Source organism: Pseudomonadota bacterium (assembly GCA_030860485.1).
Taxonomy (GTDB): domain Bacteria; phylum Pseudomonadota; class Gammaproteobacteria; order JACCXJ01; family JACCXJ01; genus JACCXJ01.
Genome location: JALZID010000278.1, coordinates 23,579 through 39,535 on the forward strand (window position 1 = coordinate 23,579; position 15,957 = coordinate 39,535).

The 15,957-nt window shown below is 63.8% G+C and carries 17 protein-coding genes; 10 read left to right on the forward strand and 7 right to left on the reverse strand.

All coding sequences use genetic code 11. The features are described 5' to 3' along the window. The first annotated feature begins 68 nt into the window (after positions 1 to 68). The 3 genes from M3461_17000 to glk all read left to right on the forward strand — a co-directional run bounded on the left by M3461_17000 (position 69) and on the right by glk (position 3,940). A complete protein-coding gene (locus M3461_17000) occupies positions 69 to 1,370 on the forward strand; it encodes a citrate synthase (protein MDQ3775923.1) in 1,302 nt (433 codons plus the stop codon). Between the two features lie 208 nt (positions 1,371 to 1,578). After that, positions 1,579 to 2,559 carry a malate dehydrogenase gene (locus M3461_17005; protein ID MDQ3775924.1) on the forward strand — a complete coding sequence of 327 codons (981 nt, stop codon included), beginning with the start codon at positions 1,579 to 1,581 and terminating at the stop codon, positions 2,557 to 2,559. A 406-nt stretch (positions 2,560 to 2,965) separates the two neighbouring features. Then, a complete protein-coding gene (glk, locus tag M3461_17010) occupies positions 2,966 to 3,940 on the forward strand; it encodes a glucokinase (GenBank protein MDQ3775925.1) in 975 nt (324 codons plus the stop codon). Here the strand turns inward: glk and M3461_17015 are convergent. The 5 genes from M3461_17015 to M3461_17035 form a co-directional block, all read right to left on the reverse strand. Beyond that, a complete protein-coding gene (locus M3461_17015) occupies positions 3,937 to 4,500 on the reverse strand; it encodes an invasion associated locus B family protein (GenBank protein MDQ3775926.1) in 564 nt (187 codons plus the stop codon). The two genes, glk and M3461_17015, sit on opposite strands and share 4 nt — an antisense overlap. A 10-nt stretch (positions 4,501 to 4,510) precedes the next feature. Continuing rightward, entirely contained in the window at positions 4,511 to 4,999 is a 489-nt protein-coding gene (tsaA, locus tag M3461_17020; protein MDQ3775927.1) for a tRNA (N6-threonylcarbamoyladenosine(37)-N6)-methyltransferase TrmO, read from the reverse strand. 6 nt (positions 5,000 to 5,005) lie between these two features. Further along, positions 5,006 to 5,281 carry a hypothetical protein gene (locus M3461_17025; GenBank protein ID MDQ3775928.1) on the reverse strand — a complete coding sequence of 92 codons (276 nt, stop codon included), beginning with the start codon at positions 5,279 to 5,281 and terminating at the stop codon, positions 5,006 to 5,008. Positions 5,282 to 5,467: 186 nt separating this feature from the next. Then, complete coding sequence (locus tag M3461_17030; protein MDQ3775929.1) at positions 5,468 to 7,168, reverse strand: proline--tRNA ligase; 1,701 nt, start codon at positions 7,166 to 7,168, stop codon at positions 5,468 to 5,470. After that, entirely contained in the window at positions 7,168 to 7,401 is a 234-nt protein-coding gene (locus M3461_17035) for a hypothetical protein (GenBank protein ID MDQ3775930.1), read from the reverse strand. The genes M3461_17030 and M3461_17035 overlap by 1 nt, the downstream gene beginning before the upstream one ends. Positions 7,402 to 7,914: 513 nt before the next feature. On the opposite strand from M3461_17035, the gene ilvB reads away from it, so the two are divergent. The 5 genes from ilvB (at position 7,915) to M3461_17060 (ending at position 12,641) form a co-directional block, all read left to right on the forward strand. Next, a complete protein-coding gene (ilvB, locus tag M3461_17040; protein ID MDQ3775931.1) occupies positions 7,915 to 9,633 on the forward strand; it encodes a biosynthetic-type acetolactate synthase large subunit in 1,719 nt (572 codons plus the stop codon). Continuing rightward, positions 9,634 to 10,125 carry an acetolactate synthase small subunit gene (gene ilvN / locus M3461_17045; GenBank protein MDQ3775932.1) on the forward strand — a complete coding sequence of 164 codons (492 nt, stop codon included), beginning with the start codon at positions 9,634 to 9,636 and terminating at the stop codon, positions 10,123 to 10,125. A 248-nt stretch (positions 10,126 to 10,373) separates the two neighbouring features. Then, positions 10,374 to 11,390 (forward strand): ketol-acid reductoisomerase, encoded by a 1,017-nt coding sequence (ilvC, locus tag M3461_17050; protein MDQ3775933.1) that lies wholly within the window; start codon positions 10,374 to 10,376, stop codon positions 11,388 to 11,390. Positions 11,391 to 11,616: 226 nt separating this feature from the next. Beyond that, positions 11,617 to 12,081, forward strand: coding sequence for a hypothetical protein (locus tag M3461_17055; protein ID MDQ3775934.1), 465 nt, complete (start codon positions 11,617 to 11,619; stop codon positions 12,079 to 12,081). Between the two features lie 131 nt (positions 12,082 to 12,212). Then, positions 12,213 to 12,641 (forward strand): hypothetical protein, encoded by a 429-nt coding sequence (locus M3461_17060; protein ID MDQ3775935.1) that lies wholly within the window; start codon positions 12,213 to 12,215, stop codon positions 12,639 to 12,641. A 379-nt stretch (positions 12,642 to 13,020) separates the two neighbouring features. Here the strand turns inward: M3461_17060 and M3461_17065 are convergent, their stop codons facing one another. Further along, positions 13,021 to 13,533 carry a hypothetical protein gene (locus M3461_17065; GenBank protein MDQ3775936.1) on the reverse strand — a complete coding sequence of 171 codons (513 nt, stop codon included), beginning with the start codon at positions 13,531 to 13,533 and terminating at the stop codon, positions 13,021 to 13,023. A 48-nt stretch (positions 13,534 to 13,581) separates the two neighbouring features. Here M3461_17065 and purM point away from each other — a divergent pair, with 48 nt between their 5' ends. Further along, complete coding sequence (gene purM, locus M3461_17070) at positions 13,582 to 14,691, forward strand: phosphoribosylformylglycinamidine cyclo-ligase (protein MDQ3775937.1); 1,110 nt, start codon at positions 13,582 to 13,584, stop codon at positions 14,689 to 14,691. A gap of 239 nt (positions 14,692 to 14,930) precedes the next feature. Here purM and M3461_17075 read toward each other — a convergent pair whose 3' ends face one another. Further along, positions 14,931 to 15,344 carry a transposase gene (locus M3461_17075; protein MDQ3775938.1) on the reverse strand — a complete coding sequence of 138 codons (414 nt, stop codon included), beginning with the start codon at positions 15,342 to 15,344 and terminating at the stop codon, positions 14,931 to 14,933. Positions 15,345 to 15,605: 261 nt separating this feature from the next. Here M3461_17075 and M3461_17080 point away from each other — a divergent pair. Then, a partial coding sequence (locus M3461_17080; GenBank protein ID MDQ3775939.1) for a hypothetical protein occupies positions 15,606 to 15,957 on the forward strand: 352 nt, incomplete at its 3' end.

The window sequence follows — 15,957 nt, forward strand, 5'->3', positions numbered from 1 at the left end:
ATGCTAGGCACCGGGATCACACAGGTGGTATGGTGCCGGCGCGGCAGTACCACGGAACGGAGAAGGGCATGGCGAACGAGACGGTCACGATCACTGACAACAGCACCGGCAAGAGCATCGAGTGCCCGATCTTGCGGGGCAGCGATGGCCCCGCGGTGGTCGATATCAGCGAGCTTTACGATCGGCTGGGGATGTTCACCCTGGACCCGGGGTATGGGGCCACGGCGAGTTGCCGCAGCGGCATCACCTACATTGATGGCGATCACGGCATCCTGCGCTACCGGGGCTATCCCATCGAACAACTGGCCGAGCGCAGCACCTTCCTGGACGTGGCCTACCTTCTCATCTACGGGGATCTGCCCACGTCCTCACAGATGACGGAGTTCGACTCCTCGCTCCGCGAGCACAACATGGTGCACGAGCACCTGACCCGGTTCTTCGGGGGTTACCGCTACGATGCCCATCCGATGTCGATGATGGTGGGGGTGATGGGCGCCATGGCCTCCTACTATCACGACATCATGAACATCTACAGCGAGGAAGACCAGGACATGACGGTGCGCCGCATCCTCGCCAAGATGCCCAACCTCGCCGCGAAATGCTACAAGCATCCGGCCGGCCGCCCGTTCGTGTATCCCAACAACTCACTGGGCTACGTCGAGAACTTCCTGAACATGATGTTCGCGATCCCCTCGGAGCCGTACGTCATCAACTCAATCGCGGTACGCGCCCTCGATCTCCTGCTGATCCTGCACGCGGACCACGAGCAGAACGCCAGCACCTCGGCGGTGCGACTGGCGGGCAGCACCGAGAGCAACCCCTATACCTGTGTGGCGGCCGGCATCGCGACCCTATGGGGCAAGGCTCACGGTGGCGCGAACGAGGCCGTGATCCAGATGCTGAACGACATCAAGGACCCGAAGGACGTGCAGAAATTCGTCGATCGCGCCAAGGACAAGCAGGACGGCTACCGGCTCATGGGCTTCGGTCATCGCGTCTACAAGAACTACGACCCGCGCGCCAAGTGCATCCAAGAGGCCTGTCACGAGGTCCTCCATCACCTGGCCAACGCCCAGCGCCCGATCTTCGAGATCGCTATGAAGCTCGAGGAGATCGCGTTGAAGGATCCGTTCTTCCAGGAGCGCAAGCTCTATCCCAACGTCGATTTCTATTCTGGGATCATCCTGCAGGCGCTCGGCATCCCGACGCGCATGTTCACGGTGATGTTCGCCCTGGCGCGTGTCGCGGGCTGGCTCGCCCAATGGCGCGAGATGATCCGCAAGGAGCACGAGGGCTTCCGCATCGGCCGGCCCAGACAGCTCTATGTGGGGCCCGCGGAGCGCGATTACGTACCTATGAACGAACGCTGAGAGGGTATGAAAAAACCGTCGCGAGCGAAGGTAGGTCGCGTTCCGCCGCAGCAGAGGAACCGGAGTGTATGTTGAAACACATGAGGATTCCGAACACCGCCGGGAAGCCAGGGCCAGGGAGTGGCCCTGCTTGGCGCGCCGAGGATGCAGCGCGAGGTCCCGAGCGCAGTAGGTTTTTCACAACCTCTGAGCCAAAGAGGGGAGAGGCATGAAACCACCGGCACAAGTCACCATCACCGGGGCGGCGGGCCAGATCGGCTATGCGCTGATCTTCCGTGTCGCGTCCGGAGAGATGTTGGGCCGAGACCAGCCGATGGTATTGCGGCTTTTGGATATCGCGGCGGCCCAAAAGGCCTTGACGGGGGTGGTGATGGAGGTCCTGGACTGCGCCTTCCCGCTGGTGCAGGACATCGTGATCACCGACGATCCAAGTGTGGCCTTCCAGGATGCGGACTATGCCCTATTGGTCGGCGCCCGGCCGAGAGGCCCCGGGATGGAGCGCAGCGATCTCCTGGCCGCGAACGGCGGTATCTTCAAGGTCCAGGGCCAGGCGCTCAACGAGCATGCCAGCCGCCAGGTCAAGGTCGTGGTGGTCGGCAACCCAGCCAACACCAATGCACTGACCGCGCTGAAGAGCGCGCCCGGCCTGAGCCCGCGGTGCTTCTCGGCGCTCACGCGCCTCGATCATAACCGCGCGCTCGCGCAACTGGCGGAGAAGACCGGCGCTCCTGTCGGCGATATCCGGCGGGTCATCATCTGGGGCAACCATTCCACGACCCAGTATCCCGACATCCACCACGCGACCGTGCGCGGCGAGTCGGCGATGAAGCTCGTCGATGAGAAATGGATGGTCGATGCCTTCATCCCGAGGGTCGCGAAACGCGGCGCCGAGATCATCGACGCACGCGGCGCATCGAGCGCCGCTTCGGCCGCCAACGCGGCCATCGAGCACATGCGCGATTGGGTCCTCGGCACCCCGGAGGGCGATTGGACCAGCATGGCGGTCGCGAGCGACGGTAGCTACGGCATCGCCCCCGGCCTTGTCTATTCCTACCCCGTCACGACGAAAAACGGCGAATACGCGATCGTGCCCGACCTGCCCATCGACGCCCTCAGCCGGGAGCGGATGGACCTGACCCGCCAGGAGTTGGAAGAAGAACGCGCGGCCGTCGAGACACTGCTGGCCTAGGCCGGATTTCTTGCCACTACCCTGCTGCGACCGCGACGGGCAGTGGTGAGAAATGCGGGCTAGAAATGATAGCCGAGCCGTACCAGATGGAAGTTGATCCCGGGGTTGGAGTCGCCGATGCCCAGGTTCGACAGGTGCTGGTAGCGGTAGCCCAGCTCGAAACGGGCCCGGTCGCCGAAGCGGATCCCGATCCCTGCGTGGCTGCCGAAGGCGAATTCCGTCGAGAAGTCCTGCAGAGCGCCAAAGCGAGCACGAAGGTCGTCGCAGGAGCACGCATAGGGATCCCCCCAGATCTACTAATTTACTTATTGTGGTTCTACCGCGAACAAGCTACACGAAAATGCGCTTGGGGCAAAGCGAAACCACAGGGCCGGCGCGGGCCCCCCGCGGTGCTATCATCGCGCCGGTGGCGTCGAGGCATAGTGCGGCGATCGAAAGTTGGCTCCTGGCCGATGTGGGCGGCACGCGCGCACGCCTCGCATTCGTCGCGGCCGGCGGGACGCTCGGGTCCATCCGCGTGGCCGACAACGACCGCTATCCCGATCTGCGCGCGCTCATCGCGTCCGGTCTGGAAACGTTCCCGAAGGACCGTTCGCGGCTCGGGGCGGCACTCGCGGTGGCCGCGCCCGTAGTCGGGGACGCGGTGGCAATGACGAACCGGGACTGGGATTTCTCCATCGCGGGCTTGTGGCGCGAGCTCGGGGTTGCGCGGCTCCACGTCCTCAACGACTTCACCGCCATCGCCTGGTCGATCCCGGCCTTGGCCGCCGAGGACACGCTCGCGATCGGCGGCGGCGCGGCTAGGGCGGGTGCCCCGATTGGTGTGCTGGGCCCGGGCACGGGGCTCGGGGTGTCGGGGCTTATTCCCTGCGATCGGGGTCACGCCGTCCTCGCCGGGGAAGGCGGGCATGTCACGCTCGCGCCTGCCTGCGAGGCAGAGGAAGCGGTGCTCGCGATGGTGCGCAGGCGCTTCGGTCACGCCTCGGCCGAGCGCCTGGTCTCTGGGCCCGGACTGGTCACGCTTTACGAATGCCTACAGACGCTCGCCGGACAGGAACCGAGGACCGTGCGGCCGGAGGAGGTCACCGCGCTCGCGATAGGCGGGTCCGAACCCATCGCCCAGCGCGCGCTCGGGATGTTCTTCGGCTTCCTCGGCAGCGTCGCCGGCGATCTGGCGCTGACCCTCGGCGCGCTCGGCGGAATCTACCTCGCCGGCGGGATCTTGCCGGGTCTTGCCGATGCGCTCGCGGCCTCGGCGTTCCGAGAGCGGTTCCTCGCCAAGGGGCGCTATCGGCGTTATCTCGAGCCCATCCCCACGCGCCTCATCGTCCATCCCTGTCCGGCCTTGCCAGGCCTCTGCGCCATCGTCGAGCGCGACTAACGCAGGGCCTCGAGCGCGGGGGCGAATCCTTCCAGCGACAGCGCGACGCGGATCGGCTGGCGCTGTGCATCGTGGAACATCAGCTCGGCGTCCTGCGCCTGCTTCAGCGCGTCTACCAGTGCCGCACCGAGCTTCAGGCCGCCGCGGCAGCCCTCTGCCTCGCAGCGCTCGATCGGGAAGTGTACGGGTTCACGGCTGCCGATCCGGAGGCTCGCCCCCGGGGGGAGCGAGATCCCGAGCGGCAGGGTGAAGAGGGCGATGGGCTCCGGGCTGCCCGGCACGAGTCCGATGGCGGCACGCACCACGCGCTGTCCGCTCGCGCGCGTGACCACGTCTTGCACGATGGAGCACCGCTCCTGACCGCGCTTCGGCTGCTCGCAGCGCAGGCTCCACTGGCCGAACACCTGGCGTACCTCGGGTTCGGCAGCGGCACCGCAGACCATCAAGGCGATGAGGCAGAAGACGCGCCGCACTCCCCGTCTTCCTGCATCGAAAACCCGGTTCAAGGCGCTGGCGACACGATGGTGAGTGGCGAATGGAATGGCGAATAGCTCCGACATCGACCCGGGTTCAAGGCGCTGGCGTCCCGCCGATGCCGAAACCATATCCGGCGGGGCGCGGAAGGCGGTACCACCAATCGGGGACGCGCAGGTCGGTGAAGACGTCGTAGGGATCGTAGGGTTTGATATCGATGACCGGGGTCCCGTCGTAGGCATCGAGCCGCCGGACCTGCAGGCAGTGTCCGGTCCGGCCGAGCCACTCTACCACCGCGAGCCCGATCGGGTTCGGCCGGTCCCGGCCGCGGGTCGAGAGCACCCCCGTGAGCGGTAGGTCGTCGCGCCCGCGCGGGTGGACCATCGGACGATACCGGGCGGGATCGCAGCGGTGCATCCAGAAGAGCACGATGAGGTGCGAGTAGTCTTCGAGCCCAGCGATAGCCTCGGCATAGGCTTCGTCGATGACGATCTCGGCAACCATCTCGGCCCGCAGACGCGGTAGGTCCGCCTCCGGGACCCCGTGTCGGACGTGACCGATGGGCCTAAGCGCGATGGGGTCCAAGCGCGACTAAGGGGCGGGGTCGTCGTTGCGGCGGACGATGGCCTTGCGCTTCTCGATGACGATGTACTCCCCTTCCAGGGTCTTCCCACGCCCGGCCCGCTCCAGGTCGCGTTTCCACCAATAGAAACGCAAGCCGAGCACCACGGCGGCGGCGGCGAATATCGAAAGAAAGATGGCGAAGAAGAGGCTCGCGAGCCCGATTCCGAGAAGGGCCGCGGGCAGGAGCCAGAGCGGATTCGTCACGATGCGCTGTACGACGCGCGACCAGACGGTGTCAGACATATGGGTCTGAGGTCCCTGATATATTCATTGCGACGGACGTCCCGGTGCCCCTACCGGGCGCTGCGTCTATTTCGACCGGCCCGACCGGCGGTCACGATACCGGGCCCTCCGGGCGCCAGGTCCGACAGGGGGCAGCCGTGACCCGCTCGCCCAAATCATAGCGCACCTTGCCCGGATAGAGGACCGTCAAGACCCGCGCATGAGCGCGACCACCTGATCGATGGGGACATCGCGGGCCTCGGCCTCGTGCCTCCTCTTGTACTCGATGGTGCCTTGATCGAGGCCGCGATCGCTCAGGACCAAGCGGTGGGGGATGCCGATGAGATCGAGATCGGCGAACATGACCCCGGCGCGCTCGCCGCGGTCATCGACCAGCCCCTCGATGCCGGCCGTTTCGAGCTGGGCGGAGATGTCCTCGACCGCCGCTTGCAGTCGCAGCGAGCGGTGCAGGTTGATGGGGGCCAGGGCTACCTCGAAGGGTGCGATGGCGGGCGGCCACAGGATCCCGCGTGCATCGTGGTGCTGCTCGATGGCGGCGGCGACCACCCGCGAGACCCCGATCCCGTAGCACCCCATCATCAAGGTCACCGCCTTGCCGCGTTCGTCCAAGCAGGTTGCCCCGAGCGCCTGACTGTACTTGTCGCCGAGCTGGAAGATGTGGCCGACCTCGATGCCGCGGGCGATCTGCAGGCGGCCGTGCCCGTCTGGGCTCGGGTCGCCCGCGCACACCTCGCGCACATCGGCGCGCTGGGGCTCGGGCAGGTCCCGGCCCCAGTTCACGCCAGAGAGGTGCCGGCCGTCCTGGTTGGCGCCGCACACGAAGTCCGCGAGCGCCGCGGCGCCGTGATCGGCGATGATGGAGATGGAGAGCCCGCGGGGACCGATCGAGCCCGGGCTGCAGCCGAGCGCCTCCCGCACCCGTTCCGGCGCGGCCAGCGCCAGCGGCGTGGCCAGCGGCGCGAGCCGCTCGGCCTTGCGGGGATTGAGGTCGTGGTCGCCGCGCAGGCACAGCGCCACCAGGCCGCCGTCCTGCCCTTCGATGATGAGCGTCTTGGTGCAGCGCGCGGGCGCCACCCCGAGGAAGGCGCTGACCTCGGCGATGCTGCGCTGCTCCGGGGTGTTGACTTCCTCGAGCGGCTGTCGTGGCGGCGGGCGCGGCCCTTCGGGCGGCAAGGCCTCGCATAGCTCGACGTTGGCGGCGTAGTCACCCTCCGATGAATAGGCGATGCGATCCTCACCAGAGTCGGCCAGCACATGGAACTCGTGGGACAGCGCCCCGCCGATGTTGCCGGTGTCCGCCAAGACCGCTCGGAAATCGAGACCGACGCGTTGGAAGATGCGCGTATAGGTCTCATGCATGCGGGTGTAGGTCTCTTCCAGCGAGCCCTGATCGAGATGGAAGGAGTAGGCGTCCTTCATGAGGAACTCACGGGCGCGCATGACGCCGAAGCGCGGCCGGACCTCATCGCGAAACTTGGTCTGGATCTGATAGAAGTTCGCGGGAAGTTGTTTGTAGCTCCGGATCTCGCGGCGCACTAAATCGGTGATGACCTCCTCGTGGGTGGGGCCGAAGCAGAACTCGCGCTGGTGGCGGTCAGAGAAGCGCAAGAGCTCCGGGCCGTACTGGGCCCAGCGCCCGGACTCCTGCCACAGCTCCGCCGGTTGCACCGCCGGCATCAGGACCTCCTGGGCCCCGGCCCGGTCCATCTCCTCGCGGACGATGCGCTCGACCTTGCGCAGCACACGCAACCCGAGCGGCAGCCAGGTATAGATCCCGGCCGCGACCTTGCGGATCATGCCGGCCCGCAGCATGAGCCTGTGGCTCACGACCTCGGCGTCGGCGGGCAGCTCCCGGAGCGTCGGGAGCAGGAGCCTGGAGAGCCGCATCAGGGTTGGCAATGCTCGGCGATCCAGGCCCGCATCTTGGCGATCGACGCCTGGTGGTCCTCGTCGGTCTGTATGACGCGGGTGCCGTCGGACTCGGTGCGGTAGCTGCGGGGTTTGTCGGCGAGCGATTCGGCCCGGTGCCGTGCCTCTTGGCAGGCCATCTGATTCTCCTTGTCCTCCGCGGCCGCGCACAGCGCGGCGCACAGGAGGGGCCATCGGGGGGGCTCGATCATGGTGGGCGTTCGGGCTAACCGGACCGCGGCGACTATAAACCGATTCGGGCGCGGACGTAAGCGTGGCGAGGCCCTCGCGGGTCCACTACCCCAGCCCGGATCTCCGCGCGCTCCGTCGCGACGCCGCCGAGGTGACAGTCTGGCGGAGCACGGACGGTAAGACGTAGCTGACGTTCCGTCGAGCCCGCTTGAGCCGTACAGAGCGCTAGACCGAACGGATCGACGGTCGCAGCAGGTGTGGTGGCGAGAAATGCGCGCAGGTGCGCTTGACCTCGCCGTGGGATCCCGTTAAAAAGGTCCTACGCCCAGCCACTCTGGCGATGGGGCGCGGGCGTTGACCAGACCCTATCCGGTGTGGAGCGGGCCGGGGCTTCGAGAGCGCACCGGGGGCGGCTCACCACGCTCGCTCCGCGGACGCGGGGGACGCGAACCCACCCCGCCGCGCCGGGAATTGCCGTCGATTCGATTCCTCGTACAACAAGAGTCATGCGGGTCATGCGGGTGGAGCGCTAGGTGGCGGAACTACTACGCGGTGCCGAGATCTTCTGGAGGTGTCTCGCGGACGAGGGCGTCGAGTTCGTCTTCGGCTACCCCGGCGGGGCGGTCCTGCACATCTATGACGAGCTGTACAAGCAGGACCTGGTCAAGCACATCCTGGTGCGCCACGAGCAGGGCGCGACCCATGCGGCGGACGGCTATGCGCGCGCCACCGGCAAACCCGGGGTCGTGCTCGTGACCTCGGGTCCGGGCGCGACCAACTGCGTGACCGGGATCGCCACCGCCTACATGGATTCCATCCCGCTCGTGGTCTTCACCGGGCAGGTGCCCACCCACCTCATCGGCAACGACGCCTTCCAGGAGGTCGATGCCATCGGCATCACCCGCCCCTGCGTCAAGCACAATTTCCTGATCGAGCGGGTCGGGGACCTGGCGACCACCATCAAGAAGGCGTTTTACATCGCCGCCTCCGGCCGGCCCGGGCCCGTGGTCGTCGATATCCCCAAGGATGTCACGGCCGACAGCACCGAATACCACTACCCCGAGTCCATCGAGATCCGCTCCTACAAACCGGTCGGGCGCGGCCATCCGATCCAGATCAAGAGGGCCGCGGCGCTCATCGGCGCGGCCAAGCGGCCCATGATCTACACGGGCGGGGGCGTGGTCCTCGACAACGCCTCCGAGGTCTTGACCGAGTTCACCCGCCTGCTCGGCTTTCCGATCACCAATACCCTCATGGGCCTCGGCGCCTTCCCCGGCACCGACCCGCTGTTCATCGGCATGCTGGGGATGCACGGCACCTATGAGGCCAACATGGCCATGCACCACTGCGATGTGCTGATCGCGATAGGTGCGCGCTTCGATGACCGGGTGACCGGGGACCTCAAGCAATTCTGTCCCGAGGCCAAGATCGTCCATATCGACGTGGACCCTTCTTCGATCTCGAAGAACGTCCCGGTGCACATCCCCATCGTCGGTCCCGCCGGGAGCGTGTTGCGTGATCTCCTCGCCACGATGCGCGAGTCCGGCTCGAAACCCGATGCCACGGCGCTGGCCGCCTGGTGGGATCAGATCAAGAAATGGCAGGCCATCGATTGCCTGCGCTACGACCGGAAGAGCGAGGTCATCAAGCCGCAATTGGTCATCGAGGAGCTGTACCGTTTGACCGAGGGCCGCGCCTACGTGACCTCGGACGTGGGGCAGCACCAGATGTGGGCCGCGCAGTTCTACAAGTTCGACCACCCTAGGCGCTGGATCAACTCCGGCGGGCTCGGCACCATGGGCTTTGGCTTGCCCGCGGCCATGGGTGTGCAGCTCGGCTTCCCGGACGATACGGTCGCGTGCGTGACGGGCGAGGCGAGCCTGGTCATGTGCATCCAGGAGCTGTCCACCTGCCTCCAGTACCGCCTGCCCATCAAGGTCTTGAACCTCAACAACCGTTACATGGGCATGGTCCGGCAGTGGCAGGAGTTCTTCTACGATCGGCGCTATTCGCATTCCTACATGGACGCCCTGCCCGATTTCGTCAAGCTTGCCGAGAGCTTCGGGCATGTCGGGATGCGCATCGAGAAGTCGGGCGATGTGGGGCCCGCTCTGGAAGAGGCGCTGGCCATGAAGGACCGTCTGGTGTTGATGGATTTCATCACCGATCAGACCGAGAACGTCTATCCGATGATCGCCTCGGGCAAGGGTCACCATGAGATGCACCTCTCGCCGGAACGGGAACTGGCGTAGGTGCGCCGGGTCCTTTCCATCCTCTTGGAGAACGAGGCCGGGGCCCTGTGCCGGGTGGCCGGTCTGTTCTCGGCGCGCGCCTATAACATCGAATCTTTGACCGTCGCGCCCACCGAGGATCCGACGGTGTCGCGCATGACGCTCGTGACCGGCGGCTCGGACGAGATCATCGAGCAGATCACCAAGCAGTTGAACAAGCTCGTCGATGTGATCAAGCTCATGGATCTCGGCGAGGGGCAGCACATCGAGCGCGAGCTGGTGCTCCTCAAGGTGAGTGCCACCGGCGCAGCCCGCGAGGAGATCAAGCGCCTCGTCGACATCTTCCGCGGCCGCATCATCGACGTGAACCACGCCATCTATGTCATCGAGCTGACCGGAACGAGCGAGAAGATCGACGCCTTCCTAAACGGCATCGACAAGAAGCTGATCCTGGAGGTGGTGCGTTCCGGGGTGTCGGGGATCGCGCGCGGCGAGACGGCGCTCCGGGTGTGAAGCCTATTCTTAGATTCTTGCAGAATCGATGTTATACAAAACGAGCTCAACAGTTTAGACGTCCCTTCTCCCTCAGGGAGAAGGTCAGGATGAGGGGAATCAATTCAAGCGTTTTCATTGATTTCGATCCCCTCACCCCGCCCTCTGCCGGTGGGAGAGGGAGTAGAGACGGTGCCTCTCCCGGAAACATGGGCAACCCGGAGAGGTACCAGACAAAGATATTTGGCTAGATTTAGATAGAGAATCCTATGAGAATCTACTACGACAAAGATGCCGATCTGTCTCTCATCCAGGACCGGCGCGTCGCCATCATCGGCTACGGCTCGCAAGGCCATGCCCATGCCAATAACCTCAGGGACTCGGGCGTTTCCGTGGTCGTGGCCCTGCGACCGGGCTCCGAGACCGCCGCCAAGGTCGCGGCGGCCGGCCTGACGAGCGCCTCGGTGGAAGAGGCCGTGGGCAGCGCCGATCTCGTTACTGTATTGGCCCCCGACGAGCATCAGGCGGCCCTGTACCGCGAGCGCATCGAGCCCCACCTCCGCGAGGGTAAGACCTTGGTCTTCGCCCATGGCTTCAACATCCATTTTCGGCAGATCGAGCCGCGCCCCGATCTAGACGTGATCATGGTCGCCCCCAAGGGTCCGGGGCACCTGGTGCGCTCGACCTATACCCAGGGCGGCGGGGTGCCGTGCCTCATCGCAGTCCAGCAAGACGCCTCGGGCCAGGCCCGCGACGTGGCGCTCGCCTATGCGTCGGCGATCGGCGGCGGGCGCGCCGGGGTCATCGAGACGAACTTCCGTGAGGAGACCGAGACCGATCTGTTTGGCGAGCAGACCGTTCTGTGCGGCGGGATCACCGCCCTCATTCAGGCCGGTTTCGAGACCCTGGTCGAGGCCGGCTACTCGCCCGAGATGGCCTATTTCGAGTGCCTGCACGAGACCAAGCTCATCGTGGACCTCATCTACGAGGGCGGTCTCGCCGACATGCGGTATTCGATCTCGAACACTGCCGAGTACGGCGACTTCACCCGCGGCCCGCGCGTCATCGGCGAGGCCTCCCGCCAGGCCATGAAGGAGATCCTGAAGGAGATCCAGACCGGCCAGTTCGCCCGCGAGTTCATACTCGAGAATCAGGCCGGCGCCCCCGTCCTCAAAGCCATGCGCCGCACCGGCCGCGAGCACCCCATCGAGCAGATAGGCCAGAAGCTCCGGGAGATGATGCCCTGGATCAAGAGCAATCGGCTGGTGGACCGGTCGCGGAATTGAGCGGGGCCTGGACAAAACCTTTGGTACGTCCGACGCATCCAATTGCCGGTCTCCGCCTTTACAAGGAGAAACGAGCACAGTATGCCGGGATGAGCAGACTGAATCCCAGCAAGCCCGAGCCTAGTGCTCGGTTTCGTTCCTCTGCGCAGCCTACCGTGCTTGTCGTTCGAATCGGGCGCGTGGAATAGCGGCGCGCCGGTTTGCGCCAACGTCTGCCGGACGGCCAATGGGCGCAAAGATTCCCAACAAGGTCACGATCTGGCGCGCCATTCAGCTCTGCTGTATGGCTATATTTGCGCCAAAGCGGTTCGCTGAAGCAGAGGCATCGGACAACGCGGTTCTGAATGCCGCACAGAATGCTCCGCCCGAAGCCTCCGTGCTGAAGATAAGGCGGGCGCTAATCAACTCGCTACTGCTTGTTCTATTGGCAGGTGCTGTCGGTTGGGTTTTCGGTGCCGCGTTCACTCGATGGGTAGGCTCCGCTTGCTCCTCGACGATTTCGTTGCTGCAGATGGTCGGCGCACTAATTCTTCTTTGGGCCACTCTTGCCGTGAGGGGCTGGGACATTCTGACGTACGTAAGCGTCACTCTCAGCGAACGTGTCAATCAATGGATCTATCGCTTTCTCTACTGCTGTGGGTCTGCAGTGTTGGTTTGGTCGTTGTTCTGGCAAAACCACACATGCGCCTAACTCGGCGCTGGAGAGCACGGTAGGCTGGAATGAACAGAGCGATTCGCAGCATAGTTCCAAGCAAAGTGTTGGGTTTCGTTCCTCTACCCGGCCTACCGCGGTATTCGTTATGCCGCCTTACCACGTGAGCCATGCCCGAACAAACCTATGACAAGAAGTGCATAGCTCTCGCGCAAATCGAGACGGCATTGCGGCTATACTTCGAAGGCCAAGACTACTTCTCTGTGGTTACACTTGCAGGCGCAGCGGAGGAGATTCTGGGTAAGCTGCTGTCAGCAAAGGGTGTCGATAATTCCCTGGACTCGTTGAAAAAAGCGGTTTGCGCGATTCATCAGAAGCTCTTCGGGCGTCCCTTGGCACCGAAAGACGTGCGTATACGCGCCAACGTCGCCCGAAACAATTTCAAGCATCACGACGTCGGTAGTGCGCCGACTATCACCCTTGACTTGAGGGAGGAAGCCATAGACATGCTTCAGCGGGCAATCGACAACTACTGGCTGCTTGAGCAATGGCTCACGCCGGCCATGGAGCAGTTTCAACGTGAAGCAATGGCGGCGTAAGTTGCCGCTCCAAGGGGGGCGGTGCCCGCTACGCGTTTCATGCCGGGTGAGCCACGAGTCGGGCTGCGGGTGAATGGTGCGAGTAACTCGTAATAGAATTGCGCTTGGTCTCGGTATGGTCACATTGTTGGGCTGTACGACCGCGTCAAGGATGTATGGGCAGCAGGGGGAGGAAGCGTTGCTTATCGAATGTGGAGCCGCCGTCTCGTTCTCCGTATGCCACGATCGCGCGATGAAGGAATGCCCCAAGGGATACATAACCATTTCTGAAACACCGGGCTTCAATCGGAAAGAGCTTCGCGTTCGGTGCAAGTAGGCGATAAGGGCTAAAGGCTGGGGCATGAGCCCTAGCCGTGGAAGGGGCGCATGGGGTTTGGGGCTAGCCGAGATCTGGTGTTAGAATAAACTGGCGTCGGCGGTGAGGCAGAGGCTCATGAGCAAGCGGGCGGTATGTGGAAAAGATAGTCGATGCGTACCGGCTTGCCGGCACTTCGGTTTCTCTGGACTCGAGCTCTTGAACGACGGCCATTGGCGCGACGAGGTGACGGAAGGCTAGCGGATGCGCCCGCGACGCATCGCGCCCACCGCACGAGGTGATGATCATGGCGTCGCTTGTCCTTGATACTTGCGAACGTTCCTCGAGCACGGTCGGGCCGACATCGTGGTCGCCGTAAGCGAGCCTGTGCTCCTCTTCGCGGGCGTCGAGGGTAACGCCGTGCCCGCCGGCATGCTCGCCTTCGAGTGGAACAGGTCGCAGGCAGACCTCGTCGAAGGCGCTGAGCGGACGCCGCTTCCAGCCGGTATCTATGAGTGCGAGCTCACGTGGGTCCTGCGGGCCACATACCCAGGCCCCATTCGGGGTCTCCATCCACGCGACGGCCCGATCGCTCATACAAATCTCCGTGATCCCAATCACCATCATCTTACAAGGTAAGAATCTATGAATCCTTCTGCGCCTGTCAGCTACCGCGAAGCTGGGGTGCTCACGAACGACGAGCTCGGGCTGGACAAGCTTTTGAGGTGGATGCGCCCGACGGATGACTTCCGGAGCAGCAAGGGGCTCGGGAAGAGCGTGCTCGACATCGGCTACTTCGCTAATGTCATAGATCTGGGGCACGGCACGGGCCTCGCTCTCACGACGGATGGCGTGGGGACCAAGGTCCTCATTGCCGAGATGCTCGGGCGCTATGACACGATCGGAATCGACTGCGTGGCCATGAACGTAAACGACGTCATCTGCGTAGGCGCGGAACCGGTCTCGATGCTCGATTACATCGCGATCCAGCGTGTAACTCCCGAAATCCTCGATGCCATCGGCCGCGGCCTCCACGAGGGTGCGCGCCAGGCCGGGGTCAACATTGTGGGCGGAGAGATCTCGCAAGTCCCGGAGGTCATCCGCGGTGAAGCGCCGGGGCGCGGGCTCGATCTCGTCGGGATGTGCGTGGGCATCGTTCCCATTGATCAGGTGAACGTAGGCCAGGCGGTCGAGCCTGGCGATGTCATCGTGGGCCTAAAGAGCAGCGGCATCCACAGCAACGGCCTCACGCTCGCGCGCAAGGCCCTTTTTGAGCGCGCGGGCTTGAAGCCGAACACGTACATCGACGAATTCCGACGCACGATTGCCGAGGAGCTACTCGAGCCTACGCGGATCTATGTGCCGCAGATCCTTGAACTCCAGGCCAAGGGCGCGCCGTTGAAGGCGCTTGTTAACATCACGAGCGATGGCTTCTTGAACCTGACTCGGATCCGCCCCGCAGTCGGGTTCCGGCTTCGCAATCTTCCTAAACCGCAACCCATATTTCAACTCATCCAGGCCTCCGGCCCGGTTCCGGAGACGGAGATGTTCCACGTCTTCAACATGGGAATCGGTTTCTGCGTCATTGTGCCGCCGGACCGTGACGTCATACAGCGGCTCCGTGACGTCGTCCACTCCCACGGGACCGAGAGCTACGAAATCGGCGAGGTCATCGAAGACCCCCAACGGCGTGTCTACCTAGATGACTTTGGTTTGGTGGGGCATGGCGATCGCTTCGTCAGCGGTCGTAAATAGCCGCGGTTGTAGTCGATGTATGGGGATCAAGAGCGGAGCGTTGCCCGGCATTCGTGAAGCTCCCACAGGCGCTACAAGACTCCATCCTCCGTGCCGCATAAGGAGCGGCCCGGGCCGGCCTTTCAACGCCCCAGCCGCTGCCAGGAGGAGACATGTCGAACCTGACTTTCAACAGAAAACGCACGGGGACCATCCTGCCCATCGAGTGCGAAGGGTCTATGAAGCTCCCCAGCCGCCCATCATTGCCGTGCGACCCCCGCCGAGGCCTCGCCCCTCTTCGCAAACGCGCTCTCGTCGATGATGAGAGCCGCTTTCATTCCGCCGATGAGCATGTTGACCTGACGGCTCGTCTCGCTGACCAATCCATCGAAGTCCCACTTGGAGTCCGAGAGCATGTGATGCAGCACTTGGCGATCGGCCTCGAGCATGCGTTCACTCATCGAGAGCATGTTGGATTTAGGCAAGGCAAACAGCCCCAGCAAATAGGTCGGCCGCACTCGCCACCGAGCGGGTGACCACGCGAAAGAACGAAGAGAACGCTTTGAGATGTTGCGGCAACCGGTCGAGCAGACCAGCGATGAGGGAAGCAGTTGGTACACAATTTTCACGAAGTCGCCATCGTTCACACTCCGTGACAAATCAAACCATGACATTATACTTACCCACATGATCTGATGCAAGTATTTTGGTCTGACAAAGTAGAATTAAGCCATCGGCGGTAAGCTCTGTGCCCGTTTGAGTGACAAACTGCTTGAATTTTTCGCCGTCACCGCTCAACAGCGCTTGAGCATGCCCTAATGCGCGGTATGTCTCACTTCTCGTCCCTTCCCAACACCCGTTTAGTGTAAGGATCAACGAGCTTCATTGCGAGGGTGCGGAGGCTCCATGTTAATAATCTTCAGAGGCAAACAACAATGAGCCATTTCCTTGACCGCCTGAGGTTCTTCAAGAAAGTCCAGGGCACCTTTTCGAACGGCCACGGCGTCACCACGAGCGAGGACCGCAAGTGGGAGGACGCCTACCGCAACCCCTGGCGCTTCGACAAGATGGTGCGCTCGACCCACGGGGTCAACTGCACCGGCGGCTGCTCCTGGAACATCCACGTCAAGAACGGGCTGGTCGCCTTCGAGATGCAGGCCACCGACTACCCGCGCACCCGCGCCGATCTGCCCGATCATGAACCGCGGGGTTGCCAGCGCGGCGCGAGCTATTCCTGGTATCTGTACAGCCCCCACCGGGTGAAATACCCGCTCATCCGCGGCCGGC